This window comes from Herbaspirillum lusitanum (assembly GCF_046025995.1).
GTDB classification, from domain to species: domain Bacteria; phylum Pseudomonadota; class Gammaproteobacteria; order Burkholderiales; family Burkholderiaceae_D; genus Herbaspirillum; species Herbaspirillum lusitanum_A.
Window position 1 is genome coordinate 33,014 of record NZ_JAQQFM010000004.1, and the last position, 17,290, is coordinate 50,303.

Sequence of the window (17,290 nt, forward strand, 5' to 3'; positions counted from 1 at the left end):
TATTATTTACCGTTGGCTGCAGCAACAACTTTTTGCGCAGCTTCTTCCATGCTGTCTGCCGAGATGATCGGCAGGCCGGAGTCGGCCAGCAGCTTCTTGCCGATTTCTTCGTTGGTGCCCTTCATGCGCACGACCAGCGGCACTTTCAGGGAAACAGCCTTGGACGCAGCGATCACGCCTTCAGCGATCACGTCACAGCGCATGATGCCGCCGAAGATGTTGACCAGGATGGCTTTCAGTTCAGGGTTCTTCAGCATGATCTTGAATGCTTCGGTAACCTTCTCTGTTGTTGCGCCGCCGCCCACGTCCAGGAAGTTGGCAGGCTCGCCGCCGAACAGCTTGATGGTGTCCATGGTTGCCATCGCCAGACCGGCGCCGTTGACCAGGCAGCCGATATTGCCGTCGAGGGAGATGTAGGCCAGATCGAACTTGGAGGCTTCGATTTCAGCTGGATCTTCTTCGTCCAGATCGCGGAAAGCGACGATTTCTGGGTGGCGGAACAGCGCGTTGGAATCGAAGTTGAACTTGGCGTCCAGAGCGATGACCTTGCCGTCGCCGGTCAGGATCAGCGGATTGATTTCGGCCAGCGATGCATCGGTTTCCCAGTAAGCCTTGTACAGACCTTGCAGTTGCTTGCGCGCGTCGGCAACCGAAGCGGCAGGCACGCCGATCTTGGTGGCGATGCTGTCGGCATCAGCGTCGGTCAGGCCGGTCGCCGGATCGATAGCGATCTGGTGAATCAGTTCAGGATGGCTTTCTGCCACTTCTTCGATGTCCATGCCGCCTTCGCTGGATGCCATCAGCACCACACGTTGGCTGACGCGATCGGTCACCATCGAAACATACAGTTCCTTCTTGATGTCCGCGCCTTCTTCAACCAGCAGGCGACGCACCTTCTGGCCTTCAGGGCCGGTCTGGTGAGTGATCAGTTGCATGCCCATGATCTGGTTCGCGTATTCCTTGACCTGTTCCAGCGACTTGGCCACTTTCACGCCACCGCCCTTGCCGCGGCCACCAGCGTGAATCTGTGCCTTGACGACCCACACCGGACCACCCAGTGTTTCGGCAGCTTTCACTGCTTCGTCAACGGTCATGCATGGAATACCGCGCGGAACGGTCACGCCGAATTGGCGCAGGATTTCTTTACCCTGATACTCGTGGATTTTCATGGGAGCTTCCCTTTAAACGCTTATTGAATAAAACTTGCCGGATTGAAATTCCGCCGGCAGCGCGAGGCCGCCAGACGAGAATAAGGAGCACCGCCCGCATTGGACCATGCCGCTGAAGAGCGGAATGGCGCCGGACTGACCTGGGCGGGGAGCTGATAGATGCGAAGATTGGGGCATATGCATGCCATCTGTTCGTTGGGTCGCGGTGTTTAGCCGATTTTTGAGCCGATTTGCACTGCTTGTCTCTGTGTTCTTTTGCCAGCTGAAGCAATCAGGCACTGTCCAAAAACGACAACATCCGATTCACTGACACTCGTGCGCCGCAGCAAAAAACCTCCGGATTCTAGCACAGCTCAAGCCGGCTGGCAGCCTCAACCGGCGGCGAGCGAGCTCAACACACCGTCTTGCCTCTACGGAAAATCAGTAAAAAATGGGAGATAGACTGGCGAATCGGCGTCTAAACGCAAGAAAAATGCGGAAAAACTCTCATTTCGAGTCAATCGAACTGTTCGTCATCCGGCAACCAGGCTTTTTTGGCCGCCTGACTGATGCTGCGCTGCGAAAAACCGCGCTGCTGAAGGAAACGCATCTGTTTGGCGCGACTTTCGGCGTCTTCCGGCGCAGCTTTGAACTTGCGCCGCAGGACTTCGATGGCGCGCTGCAATTCATCGGCATTCAACCCCAATTTCAACTCGGCCATCGAATCTGAATCGATACCATGACTTTGCAGTTCGGAAATGATGCGGTGGTTGCCGAAACGCGCGGAACGACGGTGAATCAGCGATTCAGAAAATCGCTCTTGCGAAAGGAAGCGGGATTGTTCGAGCCAATCGAGGAGCGCCTCGATATCGTCGTCATCTTGCGCGTAAGCGGAAAGCTTACGCGCAAGTTCCAGACGACTATGCTCACGTGAAGAGAGATATTTGAGCGCCCGCGCCTTGAGGCTGATCGGAGGTCTTGGCATACCGATCTAGTTCGATGGCGAGGGCGAAACAGCAGTTACGACAGAAAACTGAATTGCAGATACGGTCATCAACGTCCGTAAAGGCATCAGGAAGCAGCAACCGGGGCTTCACCGCCAGCCAGTTGCGGTACACCCAGAGCGATACGTACTTTGTTCTCGATCTCACGCGCCAGCTCAGGACGCTCCTTCAGATAGTTGCGCGCATTGTCCTTGCCCTGACCAATGCGTTCACCGTTGTAGCTGTACCAGGCACCGGATTTCTCCACCACCTTGTGCTCCGAACCGAGGTCCAGAATTTCACCTTCGCGGGATGTGCCTTCGCCATAAAGAATGTCGAAGTGCGCTTCGCGGAACGGCGGCGCCACCTTGTTCTTGACGACCTTTACCTTGGTTTCGCTACCGATGACTTCATCGCCCGACTTGATCGAACCGGTGCGACGAATGTCCAGACGCACGGAGGCGTAGAACTTCAGCGCATTACCGCCGGTGGTGGTTTCCGGGTTACCGAACATCACGCCGATCTTCATGCGGATCTGATTAATGAAAATCACGGTAGTGTTGGTGCGATTGATGCTGCCGGTCAGTTTGCGCAGCGCTTGCGACATCAGACGGGCTTGCAGACCTGGCAGGGAATCGCCCATGTCGCCTTCGATTTCAGCACGTGGTGTCAGTGCCGCCACCGAGTCGATGACGATCAGATCAACGCCGCCGGAACGCACCAGCGCATCGGTAATTTCCAGCGCTTGTTCGCCGGTATCCGGTTGCGAGATCAGCAGATCGGACAGATTGACGCCCAGTCTCTGAGCATAAGTCACATCCAGCGCGTGTTCCGCATCGATAAAGGCGCAGGTGCCGCCGATTTTTTGCATTTCGGCAATGGCTTGCAAAGTCAGCGTGGTCTTGCCCGAGGATTCCGGACCGTAAATTTCAATCACACGGCCGCGTGGCAGACCGCCGACACCCAGGGCGATGTCCAGACCCAGAGAGCCGGTCGAAACGACCTGAATCTCTTCGAGCACGGCACCGTCTTCCATGCGCATCACGGAGCCTTTGCCGAATTGCTTCTCGATCTGCGCCAGAGCAGCGGCTAGCGCCTTGCCCTTTTCAGAATTGTTCGCAGCTTTTTTATCGTCCATAAATCTTCTCTCAGCAAAGGAAGGTAATCAGTTGTGGCCTGAACTGGAAGCCGCAGCCGCAGAGCATCGAATAAATCTCAACACTCCCCTGCAAACTTCACCACTGGCTCCAGCAGGTTTAACGCATAGCCAGCACTGTATAAAAAAACAGTTGTTTGCGCAAGTGGTTTTTTATAACCGCCTCAATTTGCAAGCTCGCCATTATATGAAATGGGCGTCTCGCATTCCATCTCGCGGATATTCTGCGCCAAACTGCCCTCGCATAGCCCGCCAAGGCAAAGAATCAGGCCGGATGGGCAAGATACAACGGAATAAGGCAAAGTTTAGGGCGCTAAACTTGTGACGGATTTCAGCGGTTCTGTTATACATTTCAATCTAGCAATAATTTCAGAGTTGAATCGAGTTTTTATGAGTTTAGTTCCTTTCGCCCGCATCAGCAGCCTGCGCTGCCTGATCATCGACGACATGCCGACCATGCGGCAAAACATGCGCATGCACCTGGGCCAACTGGGTGTGACGCGCGTCGATCAGGCCGCCACGCCGGATGAGGCGATCCGCTTTGCGCAGGCCGGGAGCTATGACCTCATCATCTGCGACTACAACCTGAACAAGGAAAGCAACGGCCAGCAATTGCTGGAATTTTTCCGCACCCAGAACATGCTCTCGCCGACCACCATGTTCATCATGGTGACCGCCGAGAGCGGCTACAGCCTGGTCGCCAGCGCCGCTGAATTTCAGCCGGACGCCTACATGCTCAAGCCGCTGACCGCGACCAAGATCGGCGAGCGAGTCGATCGCCTGCTGGAAAAGCAGAATGCGCTGCTGCCGATCACTGAAAAGATGAAGCGCAAGGATTTCGCCGGCGCCATCGTCGCCTGCGATCAGGTCTTGCAGACCGCGCCGAAATGGATGGTCGACGTGCTGAAAACCAAGGGCACGCTGCTGATCGAACAACGCCGTATCGACGAAGCGCGCAAGGTTTACGACGATGCGCTGGCGCTGCGCGACGATCTGGTGTGGGCCAAGGTAGGACTGGCGCGCTGCAATATCGTCGCCGGCCAGCTGGATGAAGCTAAAGTGCTGGTGCAAGATGTCCTGGCCAGCAACAAGCAGTTCATCGCCGCCTACGATTTACTCGCCCAGATTGATGAAGCCCAGGGCAATGAAGAAGCCGCACTCGATGCGCTGACGCGCTCTTCCGAAATCGTGCCTTCGGCCCGCCGCAGCCGCCTGGTGGGCGACGCCGCCTATCGCACCGGCAATCTGGATCAGGCCAAGGAGGCCTACGGCAAAGTGCTGCAACATACGCGCGGATCGCTGACTGCGCAGCCGACCGACCTTTTGTCGCTGGCACAGGTGCACGTGGATACCGGCGAAGCCGATCAGGCATTGGTGCTGCTATCCAAGGTGCCCAAGCGTTATGAGGATTCCAAGGCATTCAATTCGGCGCAGGCGGCGGTGCAGGCACAGGCCTATGTTCAGCTGGGCGATACGGTGTCGGCGGAACAGGCGTTCGCCACTGCCAAGGAAGCGGCCGGCGGCGAGATATCCGAAACCGCCACCCTGGCGCTGGCCAAGGCGGCATTTTCCATGGGGCGCGAAGAAGAAGGCGCCAAGCTGATCGCCGACGTGGTCAAGTCCGATCACGAGAACAAGACCCTGCAGACGCTGGCGCGCAAGGTGCTGAGCGACAGCGGCAAGGAAGCACTGGCCGATCAGCTGATCGATGGCGCGGTCAAGCAATGCATGGCGATCATCGCCGAAGCCAATGCACTGATGCGCAGCGCCAAGCCGGACGAGTCCCTGGCCAAGCTGGAAGAAGCACTGCACAGCATGCCGGAAAACACCGGCGTGCTGCTGGCCGCAGCGCAGCTGCATCTGCTGTGGATGAGCCAGCGCGGCTGGAATGACGACTACGTGAAACGCGTCAAACGTTATCTTTCTACCCTGGATCGATTGATCCCGGGTAACGAACGGGTCGCCAAGATGCACAAATTTCTGCGCGACACCTTGAGTAAAGTAGCCCCGAAGAACTGAGCATGAATCCCGAACTGGCCGCCATCATCGTGCACGACCTCAAGAACTCGCTGGGAGCGCTTGAGGGAGAATTGCGCGCCTTGTCGGAAGACAGCCCGCGCGCGCATCAGGCACACGTCAACTGCCTGGCGCTGCAGGAAAAGCTGATCGGATTTCTGACCTTGTACAAGGCGTCCTCGCAAGGCCTGCAGGCGCAGATCGAAGCCGTGTCGCCGCAGGATTTTCTGCAGGCGCTCCTGCGCCAGCAAGCCTTCGGCAAGCCCGGTATCAGCATCGGTATCGACACCGCGAATATGCCGCTGCTGGGTTTCTTCGACGAGCACCTGGTGGCGCTGGCGGTGGAAGCAGCATTGCAGAACGCCACGCGCTTTGCGCGCAGCCGCATCGATCTCGGATGTATTGCACAAAATGGCGGCGTAGTTTTTACGGTGCGCGACGACGGTCCCGGCATCGGCACACTGGAAGAAAAACCGTCGACCGGTCTCGGCATGGATCTGTGCCGCGCGATTGCATTGGCGCACAAAAAAGGCGAAGTCGGCGGCTCGGTTACGCTGTCCAATTTGCCAGAGGGCGGCGCTCTGTTCGAGCTGTATTTACCTTGAATTTCTGAATGCAGCTTCTGTGCAGAAAAAAAACGCCGACTCAGTCGGCGTTTTTTCATGGCGGCGGATAGCGGCTCAGACCAGCACGGCATTCACCGAGATATCGGCATTCAATACCTTGGAAACCGGGCACCCGCTCTTGGCCGCAGCTACCGCCTCATTGAATTTCTTTTCATCCTTGTCTTCGAGCTCGACCTTCACTTCCAGCTGAATGGCGGTGATGGTAAAACCGGGATCGGTCTTTTCCAAAGTCACCGTCGCGCTGGTATCAATCTTCTTGGGGCCGAGGCCGGCATGCCCGAGCCGGCTCGATAAATCCATGGAGAAACAGCCTGCGTGCGCAGCCGCAATCAATTCCTCGGGGTTGGTGCCGACGCCATTTTCAAAACGCGTCGAGAACGAATATTGGGTATTGGACAGCGCGCCGCTTTCCGTTGTCAGGGCTCCCTTGCCATCCTTCAATTCGCCATTCCAGACTGCCGATGCTTTGCGTTTCATATTGATGCTCCTTCTCAGGTTGGAGTGCCATGCCGCAAACGCCGGTTCATGCTGCGGGCGTTACGACCCAGCGTTCAATAATGCAGCCATGCAGCCTCTCCGACGATAGGACAAGCGCTTGCAATCGCGTAGGAATTTGCGCAGCCGTGCGCGATGCACACATCGGCAATCGATGAATAGGGAAGATAAGAGCAAAAGCGGCGCTTAAACACACAACAAAAAGCTGAGAGGGATAAACACTGAAGCGGTGAAACAGCGTAGCAGTGCTACTGCACAACAGACACTGAGCTACAGAGGCGATATCAAGCTGACTTGATATGCGATAGGGAGGGAGAAGCTAAAACGGGATTGGCGTCGGATAAATGCAAATAAAAAAACCGCCGGCCGAAGCCGGCGGTAAAACGGACATGGCGACGCTCATCCACTAACCGCCGCCTTCCGCGCCAAACTTAACGCTCTACGCGTAATTCTTTAGGACAATTGCTGGATACCCGCCAGCACCCAGCCGCCTTGGCCGTTTGCAGGTTTCGACAGGTTCCAGATTTCGCTGAACTGTGTCGGCGAGCTGGTCGGTTCTTCCTTGATGAAGCCGAAGAACTTCACGCTCGCCAGATAATCGTTGCCCACGGTTTCCACGCCCAACAGTTCTGCGTCAATGGAAACCACGTCAGTCTGGTTGGCTGCGGCACCGCGCTCCTGAACCTGCAGGCGCAACTCGGCAAACATTTCCGGCGTGGTGAATTCACGGATGTCGTTGACGTCAGCCTTGTCCCATGCCGCTTGCAGGCGGATGAAGTAGGTCTTGGCATTGCGCACGAAACCGACGGTATCGAAATCAGCCGGAATACCGTAGCTGGACACGACTTCAGCCGAGCCGAAACCGCTGCCGCCGAAGCCGCCTTGCGGTGCTGAAGGTGGCTGTGAAGGTTCCAGCAGCGAGCCGATCTTCGGGGTTGCGTTCGACTGATTGTCATCACCGCCGGCGTAGGCCGGACGTGGCTGCGAAGCCTCCGATTTACGACGGAACATGCGGTAGATGAACATCGCGGCCATCGCGATCAAGGCCACCATCAGGATCGTGCTGATCATGCTGGCCAGTGCGCCGCCCATGCCGAAGTGCGACAACAGAGCGCCCAGGCCGAGGCCCAGCAATGCGCCGCCGAGGATGCCCTTCCACGGGCTAGGCTTGGCTGCTGCAGCTGCCGGTGCAGCGGCTGGCGCTGCAGGCTTGGCTGCAGCGGCCTGATTCTGCTGCATCGGGCTCTGGGCCTGACGACTCGCACCGGACGACTGTTTGCCGATCGAGCCGCCGCCGCCAAGGCGCTTCGCCTCAACAGTGGTGAGGCCAACTGACAGGGTCATGACGGCCACTATCAGCGCGACAAATGCTTTTTTCATGCTATCTCCTGAGAAGAAAGTGATGTGATGCGGTCACATCGGCCGTGAAAACTGGATTGGTTCGATTGATGCGTGCAGAGCTGGTTTCGGCGCAAGGCCAAAACAGGAGGTCGCGAACGACAATTGCTTGTTTGAGTAGTTATCAGATGCGCCGGAACGCACTGCTAATGCAACACAAGTAAATGCCGTGAGGCGACAGGGATCAGGCCCGAGGCGGGCGAGCTGCTGGGGGGAGGAACGGAGGCTGGCTGATGGCGTCGTTGCCGAGCATCGGCGCCAGACGCGTTGATTCGGGGATCACAGGCCAGGCTTGCATCAATACCGGCTCGTCGCCGATACCTGCATGGGTAGAGAAATCTTCTCCGCTGTCAGCGTGACCGCTGTTTTCGTCGACATTGCCGAGATCGGCGGCAATGCTATCGCCGATCAGAGCCGCATCAACGGGTGCCACGGCATCGTCTTGCGCCGAAATGCTCAGAGCAGCAGTGTTCAGCATGCGGACCGGATCGGCCCAGGCAGCCTGCTGGCTGCTGGCTGGCTCAACCGTGATGAAGTCCGTCGAGGAAACCGATGCCGCATAGGTCAGCACCGCTGCAAATACTTGCATCGGTAACAAACAGATCAGCAAAAGAACCCAAAGGCGTTTCATCAAAATTTCCAGGCACGAAGGCGACGGATTATATATCAGCTAAACCAAATTCAAAGCGAAATCGGCGCGGCATTGCAAACTCGTAAACCTGCTCACGCCGACTGTTCCTCCCGAGATCGGGATGAAACGCAAAATATCAAGAGCCGTCGCTTGCAGTCGATCGCGCTTATTTGCGGTCAGGATCGGATGTTGTCATCCGGAACACTTTTACGGTGCGCCTTCAAGCCGCTTTGAAACAAGCGCACACCCGCAGAGGCACTCATTTACGTCGCATCAAGCACATTGCATTAGCGTTTGAATTGGTAGATTATGCATAAAAATAACACAATAATTCTATAACACTCGAGACATCGGTCAATTTCTTGACTGAAAAAATTCTATGCGCATCCTCCTTGCTGAAGACGACAGTGTTCTGGCCGACGGGTTGACGCGCTCTCTGCGCCACTCCGGCTACGCTGCCGATTGCGTCAAGAACGGGCTGGAAGCCGACTCTGCGCTCTCCACTCAGGATTTCGATCTACTGATTCTGGATCTGGGCTTGCCCAAGATGTCGGGCCTTGAAGTGCTGCGCCGCCTGCGCGCACGCAACTCACGCTTGCCGGTGCTGATCCTGACCGCCGCCGACTCGGTCGAGCAGCGCGTGCAAGGGCTGGACCTAGGCGCCGACGATTACATGGCCAAGCCTTTCGCCCTGTCCGAGCTGGAAGCGCGCGTGCGCGCATTGACGCGGCGCGGCGCCGGCGGCGGACCGACCGTGATCAAGCACGGCCCGCTCAGCTACGACCAGGTCGGACGCATCGCCTACATCGGTGAGCAGATGCTGGAGCTTTCGGCACGCGAACTGGGTCTGCTGGAAGTATTATTGCAACGTACCGGCCGACTGGTTTCGAAAGAGCAACTGGTCGATCATTTGTGCGAATGGGGCGAGGAAGTCAGCAACAATGCGATCGAAGTCTATGTCCACCGTCTACGCAAGAAAATCGAAGTCGGCGGCGTCCGCATCGCCACCGTGCGCGGACTCGGCTATTGCCTCGAAAAATTGCCTGACTCCGCTGCCGCACATGCCGGCCATGCGATGCCGCCGGTCGCCGGCGTCGCCTGAGGCCGGCATCACGCACGCGCTCTCCCCCCCACCTTTTCTCCACGGCGCTTCGCCGCAGCGGGCGGCAGCATGAGCGAGCTGCCGCAATCCGCAACGATCCCTACCGCTCAGGCGGCGGACAAGGACACCGCCATGCCCGGCGCTGCCACGCCGCGCAAGAAGCGCCGCGCCGCCATTGCAACCCAGCCGGAAGAACGCATCCAGCGTTCGCTGTTCGGCGAGATTCTGGACTGGATGCTCGCCCCTCTGCTGTTGTTGTGGCCGATGAGCATCGCCATCACCTACCTGATCGCGCAATCGATCGCCAATCAGCCCTTCGACCGCGCGCTGGAAGACAGCGTGACCGTGCTGGCACAACAGGTCTCCGAGCTCAACGGAAAAGTGGTGGCGCGGCTGCCGGTCTCGGCACGTGATCTGCTGCGTGCCGACGACGTCGACAATATCTATTACAAGATCAGCGGCCCGCGCGGCGAGTTCGTCGAGGGCGACAACGACATGAGCCTGCCGCCGCCGGATGACGACAAGCAGAACATCGGCACCGTGCAGTTCCGCAACGACATCCTGCACGGCAGCGATGTGCGCATCGCCTACGTGCAGGTCGATCTGCGCCGCACGCAGGCGCAGCGCATGGCCGCGCCCAATACACCGAAACTGGCTACCGTGCAGGTCGGCGAGACGCTGGAAAAGCGCGCGCAACTGGCCAATGAAATCATCAAGGGCGTGATCCTGCCGCAGTTCATCATCTTGCCGGTCGCACTGGCGCTGGTGTGGTTTGCGCTGTCGCGCGGGCTCTCTCCGCTATCCGAATTGCAGCAACGCATTCGCGCCCGGCGGCCGGACGATCTGAGCCCGATCGACTCGCGCCAGGTGCCGGAAGAGATCTCGCCGCTGGTGCGTTCGCTCAACGACATGCTGACGCGGCTGTCGCAGACCATCGTCATTCAGAAACGCTTCATCGCCGACGCTGCACATCAGATGAAAACGCCGCTGGCCGGCATGCGCATGCAATCCGAACTGGCGCTGCGCCAGAGCGATCCGGTGGATGTGCGGCGCTCATTGGAACAACTCGCCAAGAGTTCAGAATCGGCCACGCGTCTGGTCAATCAACTGCTGTCGCTGGCGCGCGCGGAAAACCAGTTGCCGCAGATTTCCAGCTTCGTGCCGATCGAATTGTCGGAGCTGGCGCGCAACGTGGTGCAGGACTGGGTGCAGATGTCGTTCACCCAGCGCATTGATCTCGGTTTCGAACAACCGGGGCATCCGATCATGATCTCCGGCAATCCGCTGATGCTGCGCGAGATGCTCAGCAATCTGCTCGACAACGCGCTGCACTACACGCCGCCCGAGGGCAGCGTGACGGTGCGTGCGCGCAGCGATGAAGCGGCCGGCCTGGCCATCCTGGAAGTGGAAGATACCGGCCCCGGCATTGCCGTGTCGGAGCGCCAGCACGTGTTCGAACGCTTCTATCGCATCCTCGGCACGCCCAGTTCGGGCAGTGGGCTCGGGCTCGCCATCGTGCGCGAGATCGCGCAACAGCATCACGCCGAAGTCGAGCTCAGCCACAATCCGCATTGCGAAGATCCCAAACATCCCGGCTGCCTGTTTCGCGTCACACTGCAACTGACCGCGCGCACCAATTTCATCGACGACATCGGCTGACATGGATCAAAGCCTCTATTCCACTTCCACGCCGGCGTCGCGCGCGCATGCCGCCGACCTGATCAATCACTGGGACAAGACGCGGCGCTACACGCTGGTACTGCTGGCAATCTGGTTCCTGAGCACCTTCGGCATCATCTTCTTTGCACGCGAACTGAATACCATCCATGTGTTCGGCTGGCCGCTATCCTTTTACATGGCAGCGCAGGGCATGCTGCTGATTTATCTGGCGATCGTGGTGCTCTACATGCGCCGCATGAAGCGCATCGAACAATTGATTCAACAGACCCAGCAAACACAACTCAGCAGCGAGCCCGTGCATGGAGAGTGACAAGCAATTCTTCCGGCGCCTGACGCGCTATTACTCCTTCTACACGCTGGGCTTCATCGCCTTCCTCTGCGTGCTGGCGATCCTTGAGCACGAAGGCATGCCGCGCTCGTGGATAGGCTATCTTTTCCTGTTCGTCACCATCGGTCTGTATGCCGGCATCGGCGTCGTCTGCCGCACCTCGGATGTGCCCGAGTATTACGTTGCCGGTCGCCGCGTGCCGCCGCTGTTCAACGGCATGGCGACCGCGGCTGACTGGATTTCCGCAGCGACCTTCATCAGCCTGGCCGGCGGCCTGTATCTGCAAGGCTTCGACGGCCTCGCCTATATCCTTGGCTGGACTGGCGGCTACTGCCTGGTGGCGCTGCTGATCGCACCTTACCTGCGCAAGTTCGGCCAGTATACGATTGCCGATTTTCTGGCGGCGCGCTATCCCGGCCGGCATGGCGGCACCACGATTCGTATCCTCGCGGTGGCGGCCACAATTCTGATTTCCTTCACCTATGTGGTGGCGCAGATCTACGGCGTCGGCCTGATCACTTCGCGCTTCACCGGCATCGATTTTTCAATCGGCATCTTCCTCGGGCTGGCCAGCATTCTGGTGTGCTCCTTCCTCGGCGGCATGCGCGCCATCACCTGGACCCAGGTGGCGCAATACATCATCATTCTGTTTGCCTATCTGATTCCGGTGGTGTGGCTGTCGGTCAAGCACACCACGGTGCCGGCGCCGCAGGTGGCGTATGGCGCAGTACTGCCCAAACTCAATGCGATCGAAAACAGGCTGGCCGCCGATCCCACGGAGCAGGAGATCCGCCAGCTGTTTCAGGCGCGCGCCGATGATTACGAAAGCAAACTGAAGCAGTTGCCGAAGTCATGGGAAGAAGGCCGGCTGGAAGCGCAGCATCACATCGACGAAGTCAAACGCGACACGCGCGCGACGCTGGCCGAAATCAAGGCTGCCACGCGCGCACTGAGCACTTATCCGAAAACCGAGGAAGAAGCGGAGCGGCGCTGGAGCGATGCGCGCAACGCCAATCTGGCGCGTGCACAACCGCCGGTATCGCAGACCGAGCCCTTCCCCGGCAAGGACAAGGAAAGCTCGGACATCAAGCGCAACAACTTCATGGCGATGGTGTTTTGCCTGATGCTGGGCACCGCCGCGCTGCCGCATATTCTGATGCGCTACTACACTACGCCGACCGTGAGCGCGGCGCGCAAGTCGGTATTCTGGACGCTGTTTTTCATCATGCTGATTTATCTCACCGTGCCGGCGCTGACGGTGCTGGTGAAGTACGACATCTACACCTCGCTGGTCGGCAGCAGTTACAACCATCTGCCCGACTGGGTGTATTACTGGGCCAACATCGACAAGCTGAATCCGCTGGTCAACATCACCGATCTCAACCACGACGGCATCGTGCAACTGGGCGAGATCTCGCTCGACGGCGACATCATCGTGCTGGCCATGCCGGAGATTGCAGGCCTGCCCTATTTCATTTCAGGGCTGGTAGCAGCGGGCGGTCTGGCGGCCGCGCTGTCGACCGCCGACGGCCTGCTGCTGACAATCTCGAATGCGCTCTCGCATGACGTGTATTACAAGGTGATCGATCCTAGCGCCTCGACGCAGAAACGCGTGACGATTTCCAAGCTGCTGTTGCTGGTGGTGGCGCTGCTGGCAGCCTACGCCGCTTCGCTCAAGCCGGGCGATATTCTGTCGATGGTCGGCGCTGCGTTTTCACTGGCCGCCTCGACGCTATTCCCGGCGCTGGTGCTGGGGGTATTCTGGAAAAGGGCGAATCAGCCCGGCGCCATCGCCGGCATCATCAGCGGCTTCGTGATGTGCGTGTATTACATGCTGCACACCAATCCCTCATTCGGCGGCAGCGCGGCCAATCAATGGTTCCACATCGCACCGATCTCGGCCGGCGTGTTCGGCGTGCCGGTCGGCATCGCTGCACTGGTCGTGGTCAGCCTGCTGACGCCGCCGCCTGATGAAAGCACGATAGCCCTGATCGATCATATCCGTACGCCATGAGACCAGATTGGCGTAGCAAGCTGGAACAATATTGTCGAGTGCCGCGGCGAGAGCAGAGTCCCTGCGCTCAGAACAGCAAACCCGGGCTTTCGTCTTCAGGCAAGACCGTCACCGCCACCTTCATGGTTTGCTGACCGCCGCCGATCAGCACTCCGCGCAAAGGCGACACGTCGAGAAAGTCGCGCCCCCATCCCAGCGTGATGTGCGCGGTATCCGGGAAGATGCCATTGGTCGGATCGGCGTCGATCCAGAAACCCGGCTGGCCGTCGTGACCGGGACAAAACACCGAGACCCAGGCATGGGATGCATCTGCGCCGATCAGGCGCGGTTGGCCCGGCGGCGGCTGCGTCAGCAGATAGCCGCTGACATAGCGTGCCGGCAGGCCGATCGAACGCAGACACGAGAGCATGAAGTGCGCGAAGTCCTGGCATACGCCGCGACGATTGGCGAACACTTCGGTCACCGGCGTCGATACCGTGGTGGCCGAAGGATCGAAGATAAATTCATTGAAGATGCGCAGCATCAACGCATAAATGCCGTCTTGCAGCGCCAGCCCGGGCGTGAAGCATTCGCTCGCATAGCGTGCAAATTCGCGTTTGGTGCGTACATGCGAGGACTCGAACAGGAAGCTGGCGGCATCGGATTCCTCCGGCGTCAGATGCTGGCCGGCGCGGTAGGACATGGCCGCGGCCACCTCCTCCCACGGCGGCGTTGCCACGAACAACTGGCGCGGCCGCAAGGCCACCCAGGATTCGGCATACACATCCAGACTGGAGTGATCCAGATCCAGCGAAAAGGCCTGCACGTGATTGCCGAAGCTGTCCTGATACTGGCGCACATTGGCCGGCGTCGGCTGAATGTTGATACTGTGCGAAGTGCAGATCTGCCAAGGCAGATCGCGCGGCGTGAGCCGCAGCACCTGATGCGACAGACGCACCGGCTGCGAGTATTGATACGAGGTCTGATGCCTGATCAGATAGGCGACGGAGTTCTGCGACGCATCCTCAACGGCGGGCTTTGCGATGACTGCCGGCGCCATATTTCCCGAACTTTGGCTCTGAGCCTGGCCGCGGCCTGGTCCCTGGCTCTGACTTTGTCCCTGACTCTGATCTGAACCGGCGTTCGCGTTCTCGTTGATATCGGGAATCATCGTCATACCCCCTGGCTGACCGGTGCGGTCAACGGCGTGAAGTAATGCCGCGACAGATCGTCCGACAAGGTGGCGGCGCCGCTGACGGCATCGCGCATCAGATGGCGCAAGGCCTCGTTGGCCTCTTTCATGGTGGCGGAGCCGTGTGCGAAGTCGTTCAGATTCATGGCATTGAGCTGCTCGCTCAGATGCGAAGGGATGCTCATGCTCAGCAAGCCAAGCTGCGATGCAATGTCTTGCAGATAGTGTTGCAGCATGCGGAACTGGTAGGCGATGCCATGCGGATTGCTGACGTCGAACACCAGCAGATGCAAGACCGGCAACCACTCCGGCGTGCGGCGATAGCGCACGCGATAGGTCACGATGCTGCTGGCCGATTCCAGCAACCACGATAGCGCCGCATTCTGGCGCGCCGGCTCGAGCTGCAAGAAGTTATCGAACAGTAGCGCCAGATTGGCCATGCGCTCAATATGACGGCCCACCATCAGGAATTGCCAGCCGGCGTCGCGCGTCATGTCGTCCATCGCATGCCCGGCCAGACAGGAACAGGCATCGATCACATTGCCCAGCACCTGCTGCACGGCGCCGGTGGTGTTGAGGCGCTCATGCACCAGCGCCGGCATGCGGTTGAGCGCGTGCCAGTTGTCCAGCGACAGATGCTCGCGCACCTGATAGGCCGAGTGATACAGCTGGCGCAGTTGAATGGTAACGCTGACCGCTGCCGAGGGATCGACCACCGCCGCATGCAGGCTTTGCTGCAAGCCGGTCAGCGTCGGCCGCGGTTCGGCCTTGGGCATCAGAATGCCGAGCTGGCTGCAGATCCAGCTGACGCTGCCGAGCATGCCGCGGCTTTCGCTCTGGCCGTCGGTCGTATATTGCAAGGTAGTGCGCAAGGTGCGCGCCAGATTGCCGACGCGCTCGGCGTAACGCCCCATCCAGAACAGATTTTCACCGGCGTGCGAAGAGACGTCGACGGTGCTGTGAATGGTGAGACTGGACGGTGCGGCCACGATATCGCTGTCGCCGGTATCGTCGCCGTCGCTGCCGTCATGATTGGCGTCTGCGTCACCGGACTCAGGCACGGGGCTGCGCAATATCCACACGTCCTTGCTGGTGCCGCCCTGCTGCATCGATACTTCGTCGCGATGCTGACGCGGCGCCACGCGCGTCAGTCCGCCCGGCATCACTTCATAATTGCCTTCGCCGTCCGCCACTGCAAACACGCGCAGGCTGACGGTGCGATTCATCAGACGGTAATCGCCGCTGCGCGACAGCACCGGCGCCTGCGACAGGCGCACCCACTCCTGCGCGGCATAGGCATGCGGCTGCGCCTGCAGACTGTCGATCAGGCGACGGCGCGCCTGGCCGGTGACATTGTGGCCGAACACCGGCTGCGCGCGCATCGAGGAAAACGCCGGCACGATCACCAGCTCATCCAGATTGGCCAGGGTGTAGTCAAGCGCGGGTTTTTCACCGCACCACCACGAGGCGACCGCCGGCAGCATCAGCGTTTCGCCGAGCAGACGTTCGCTGATGGCAGGCAGGAAACCATGCAGCGCCGTCGATTCCAGTACGCCGCTGCCGAGCGCATTGGCGATCAGTACATTACCCAGTCGCGCCGCCTGTGTCAGACCGGGAATACCGAGCGCCGAGTCGGAACGCAATTCGAGCGGATCGCAATAGTCATCATCCATGCGACGCAGGATGGCGTGTACCCGACGCAGACCATTCAGGGTCTTGAGAAAGACCTGATCGCCGCGCACGGTGAGATCGACGCCTTCCACCAGCGGAAAGCCTAAGGTATGCGCGAGAAAGGCGTGTTCGGAATAAGTTTCGTTGTAAGGACCGGGGGTCAGCAGCACGATCAGCGGCACCTCGCCCTTGGTCGGCGCCAGCTTGGTGAGCGTGGCGCGCAAGGTGTGGAAGTAGCCGAGCAGCGGCTGCACGTGCATGTCGCGCAGGGCTTCCGGCATGGCGCGCGCCATGATCTGGCGATTCTGCAAGGCATAACCGGCGCCGGACGGCCCTTGGGTACGATCCGACACCACCCACCATTTTCCATCGGCGGAACGCGCCAGATCGATGGCGTAGGAATGCAGATGCACACCGCCGGGCGGCTGCACATGACGACAGGGCCACAGATAGCCGCGCTGGCCGAACACCAGCGCCGGCGGCAGCAAGCCTTCGCTCAGCAGCTGCTGCGGGCCATACAGATCGCCCAGCACGGCATTGAGCACGCGGGCGCGCTGCGCCACGGACTGCGAGAGGAATTGCCACTCTTCGGCGGAGACGATCTGCGGCAGCAGATCCAGCTCCCAGGGACGGTTGACGCCTTGCGGATCGGCGTAGACGTTATAGGTGACGCCGTCGGACGCAATCGCATCGCGCACTTCGGCCGCGCGCCGGCGCAACATTTCCGGCGACAGGTTTTCCAGCTGATCGATCAGCGTCCGCCAGTGGGGACGCAGGCGGCCATCGGGCTGCAGCATCTCGTCGTAGCGATCGCTGCCGGACGGATAGCTTTCCAATAAACGCTGGGGCATAAAAAGTCAGACTGCAGCGG

At 59.4% G+C, this 17,290-nt stretch carries 14 protein-coding genes; 6 read left to right on the forward strand and 8 right to left on the reverse strand.

Going from position 1 to position 17,290, the window contains the following annotated elements; all coding sequences use genetic code 11:
- Positions 1-2: 2 nt before the first annotated feature.
- The 3 genes from sucC to recA form a co-directional block, all read right to left on the reverse strand.
- On the reverse strand, positions 3-1,169 hold the full coding sequence (gene sucC, locus PQR62_RS08825; RefSeq protein ID WP_408156957.1) for an ADP-forming succinate--CoA ligase subunit beta: 1,167 nt from the start codon (positions 1,167-1,169) through the stop codon (positions 3-5).
- Between the two features lie 496 nt (positions 1,170-1,665).
- Positions 1,666-2,133, reverse strand: a complete 468-nt coding sequence (gene recX, locus PQR62_RS08830) for a recombination regulator RecX (protein WP_408156959.1) — start codon at positions 2,131-2,133, stop codon at positions 1,666-1,668.
- A gap of 86 nt (positions 2,134-2,219) precedes the next feature.
- Complete coding sequence (recA, locus tag PQR62_RS08835) at positions 2,220-3,269, reverse strand: recombinase RecA (RefSeq protein ID WP_408156961.1); 1,050 nt, start codon at positions 3,267-3,269, stop codon at positions 2,220-2,222.
- A 408-nt stretch (positions 3,270-3,677) separates the two neighbouring features.
- Here recA and PQR62_RS08840 point away from each other — a divergent pair, with 408 nt between their 5' ends.
- Both PQR62_RS08840 and PQR62_RS08845 read left to right on the forward strand, forming a co-directional pair.
- Positions 3,678-5,306: a tetratricopeptide repeat protein gene (locus tag PQR62_RS08840; RefSeq protein WP_408156963.1), complete on the forward strand. Its 1,629-nt coding sequence runs from the start codon at positions 3,678-3,680 to the stop codon at positions 5,304-5,306.
- Between the two features lie 2 nt (positions 5,307-5,308).
- Positions 5,309-5,908, forward strand: coding sequence for a sensor histidine kinase (locus PQR62_RS08845; protein ID WP_408156965.1), 600 nt, complete (start codon positions 5,309-5,311; stop codon positions 5,906-5,908).
- 75 nt (positions 5,909-5,983) lie between these two features.
- On the opposite strand, the gene PQR62_RS08850 is transcribed toward PQR62_RS08845, so the two are convergent.
- The 3 genes from PQR62_RS08850 to PQR62_RS08860 all read right to left on the reverse strand — a co-directional run bounded on the left by PQR62_RS08850 (position 5,984) and on the right by PQR62_RS08860 (position 8,453).
- Positions 5,984-6,406: an OsmC family protein gene (locus PQR62_RS08850; protein ID WP_408156967.1), complete on the reverse strand. Its 423-nt coding sequence runs from the start codon at positions 6,404-6,406 to the stop codon at positions 5,984-5,986.
- Positions 6,407-6,877: 471 nt separating this feature from the next.
- Entirely contained in the window at positions 6,878-7,804 is a 927-nt protein-coding gene (locus PQR62_RS08855) for a Tim44 domain-containing protein (protein WP_408156969.1), read from the reverse strand.
- Between the two features lie 202 nt (positions 7,805-8,006).
- Positions 8,007-8,453, reverse strand: coding sequence for a hypothetical protein (locus PQR62_RS08860; protein ID WP_408156971.1), 447 nt, complete (start codon positions 8,451-8,453; stop codon positions 8,007-8,009).
- 379 nt (positions 8,454-8,832) lie between these two features.
- Here PQR62_RS08860 and PQR62_RS08865 point away from each other — a divergent pair, with 379 nt between their 5' ends.
- From PQR62_RS08865 to PQR62_RS08880, 4 genes are all read left to right on the forward strand, one after another.
- Complete coding sequence (locus tag PQR62_RS08865; protein WP_408156973.1) at positions 8,833-9,555, forward strand: response regulator; 723 nt, start codon at positions 8,833-8,835, stop codon at positions 9,553-9,555.
- A 69-nt stretch (positions 9,556-9,624) separates the two neighbouring features.
- Positions 9,625-11,214 (forward strand): sensor histidine kinase, encoded by a 1,590-nt coding sequence (locus PQR62_RS08870; protein ID WP_408156975.1) that lies wholly within the window; start codon positions 9,625-9,627, stop codon positions 11,212-11,214.
- 1 nt (position 11,215) lies between these two features.
- A complete protein-coding gene (locus tag PQR62_RS08875) occupies positions 11,216-11,545 on the forward strand; it encodes a DUF4212 domain-containing protein (protein WP_408156977.1) in 330 nt (109 codons plus the stop codon).
- Positions 11,535-13,577, forward strand: a complete 2,043-nt coding sequence (locus tag PQR62_RS08880) for a VC_2705 family sodium/solute symporter (RefSeq protein WP_408156979.1) — start codon at positions 11,535-11,537, stop codon at positions 13,575-13,577. The genes PQR62_RS08875 and PQR62_RS08880 overlap by 11 nt, the downstream gene beginning before the upstream one ends.
- A gap of 67 nt (positions 13,578-13,644) precedes the next feature.
- Here PQR62_RS08880 and PQR62_RS08885 read toward each other — a convergent pair whose 3' ends face one another.
- Together PQR62_RS08885 and PQR62_RS08890 are read right to left on the reverse strand one after the other, a co-directional pair.
- Entirely contained in the window at positions 13,645-14,616 is a 972-nt protein-coding gene (locus PQR62_RS08885) for a transglutaminase family protein (protein ID WP_408156981.1), read from the reverse strand.
- Positions 14,617-14,729: 113 nt separating this feature from the next.
- The gene (locus PQR62_RS08890) at positions 14,730-17,270 is read right to left on the reverse strand and encodes a circularly permuted type 2 ATP-grasp protein (protein WP_408156983.1); all 2,541 of its coding nucleotides are present in this window, start codon (positions 17,268-17,270) and stop codon (positions 14,730-14,732) included.
- Between the last annotated feature and the right edge of the window lie 20 nt (positions 17,271-17,290).

Excerpts from the sequence above, each read along its gene's own strand:
- sucC (WP_408156957.1), bottom strand. The coding sequence starts at position 1,169 with ATGAAAATCCACGAGTATCAGGGTAAAGAAATCCTGCGCCAATTCGGC.
- recX (WP_408156959.1), bottom strand. The coding sequence starts at position 2,133 with ATGCCAAGACCTCCGATCAGCCTCAAGGCGCGGGCGCTCAAATATCTC.
- recA (WP_408156961.1), bottom strand. The coding sequence starts at position 3,269 with ATGGACGATAAAAAAGCTGCGAACAATTCTGAAAAGGGCAAGGCGCTA.
- PQR62_RS08840 (WP_408156963.1), top strand. The coding sequence starts at position 3,678 with ATGAGTTTAGTTCCTTTCGCCCGCATCAGCAGCCTGCGCTGCCTGATC.
- PQR62_RS08845 (WP_408156965.1), top strand. The coding sequence starts at position 5,309 with ATGAATCCCGAACTGGCCGCCATCATCGTGCACGACCTCAAGAACTCG.
- PQR62_RS08850 (WP_408156967.1), bottom strand. The coding sequence starts at position 6,406 with ATGAAACGCAAAGCATCGGCAGTCTGGAATGGCGAATTGAAGGATGGC.
- PQR62_RS08855 (WP_408156969.1), bottom strand. The coding sequence starts at position 7,804 with ATGAAAAAAGCATTTGTCGCGCTGATAGTGGCCGTCATGACCCTGTCA.
- PQR62_RS08860 (WP_408156971.1), bottom strand. The coding sequence starts at position 8,453 with ATGAAACGCCTTTGGGTTCTTTTGCTGATCTGTTTGTTACCGATGCAA.
- PQR62_RS08865 (WP_408156973.1), top strand. The coding sequence starts at position 8,833 with ATGCGCATCCTCCTTGCTGAAGACGACAGTGTTCTGGCCGACGGGTTG.
- PQR62_RS08870 (WP_408156975.1), top strand. The coding sequence starts at position 9,625 with ATGAGCGAGCTGCCGCAATCCGCAACGATCCCTACCGCTCAGGCGGCG.
- PQR62_RS08875 (WP_408156977.1), top strand. The coding sequence starts at position 11,216 with ATGGATCAAAGCCTCTATTCCACTTCCACGCCGGCGTCGCGCGCGCAT.
- PQR62_RS08880 (WP_408156979.1), top strand. The coding sequence starts at position 11,535 with ATGGAGAGTGACAAGCAATTCTTCCGGCGCCTGACGCGCTATTACTCC.
- PQR62_RS08885 (WP_408156981.1), bottom strand. The coding sequence starts at position 14,616 with ATGGCGCCGGCAGTCATCGCAAAGCCCGCCGTTGAGGATGCGTCGCAG.
- PQR62_RS08890 (WP_408156983.1), bottom strand. The coding sequence starts at position 17,270 with ATGCCCCAGCGTTTATTGGAAAGCTATCCGTCCGGCAGCGATCGCTAC.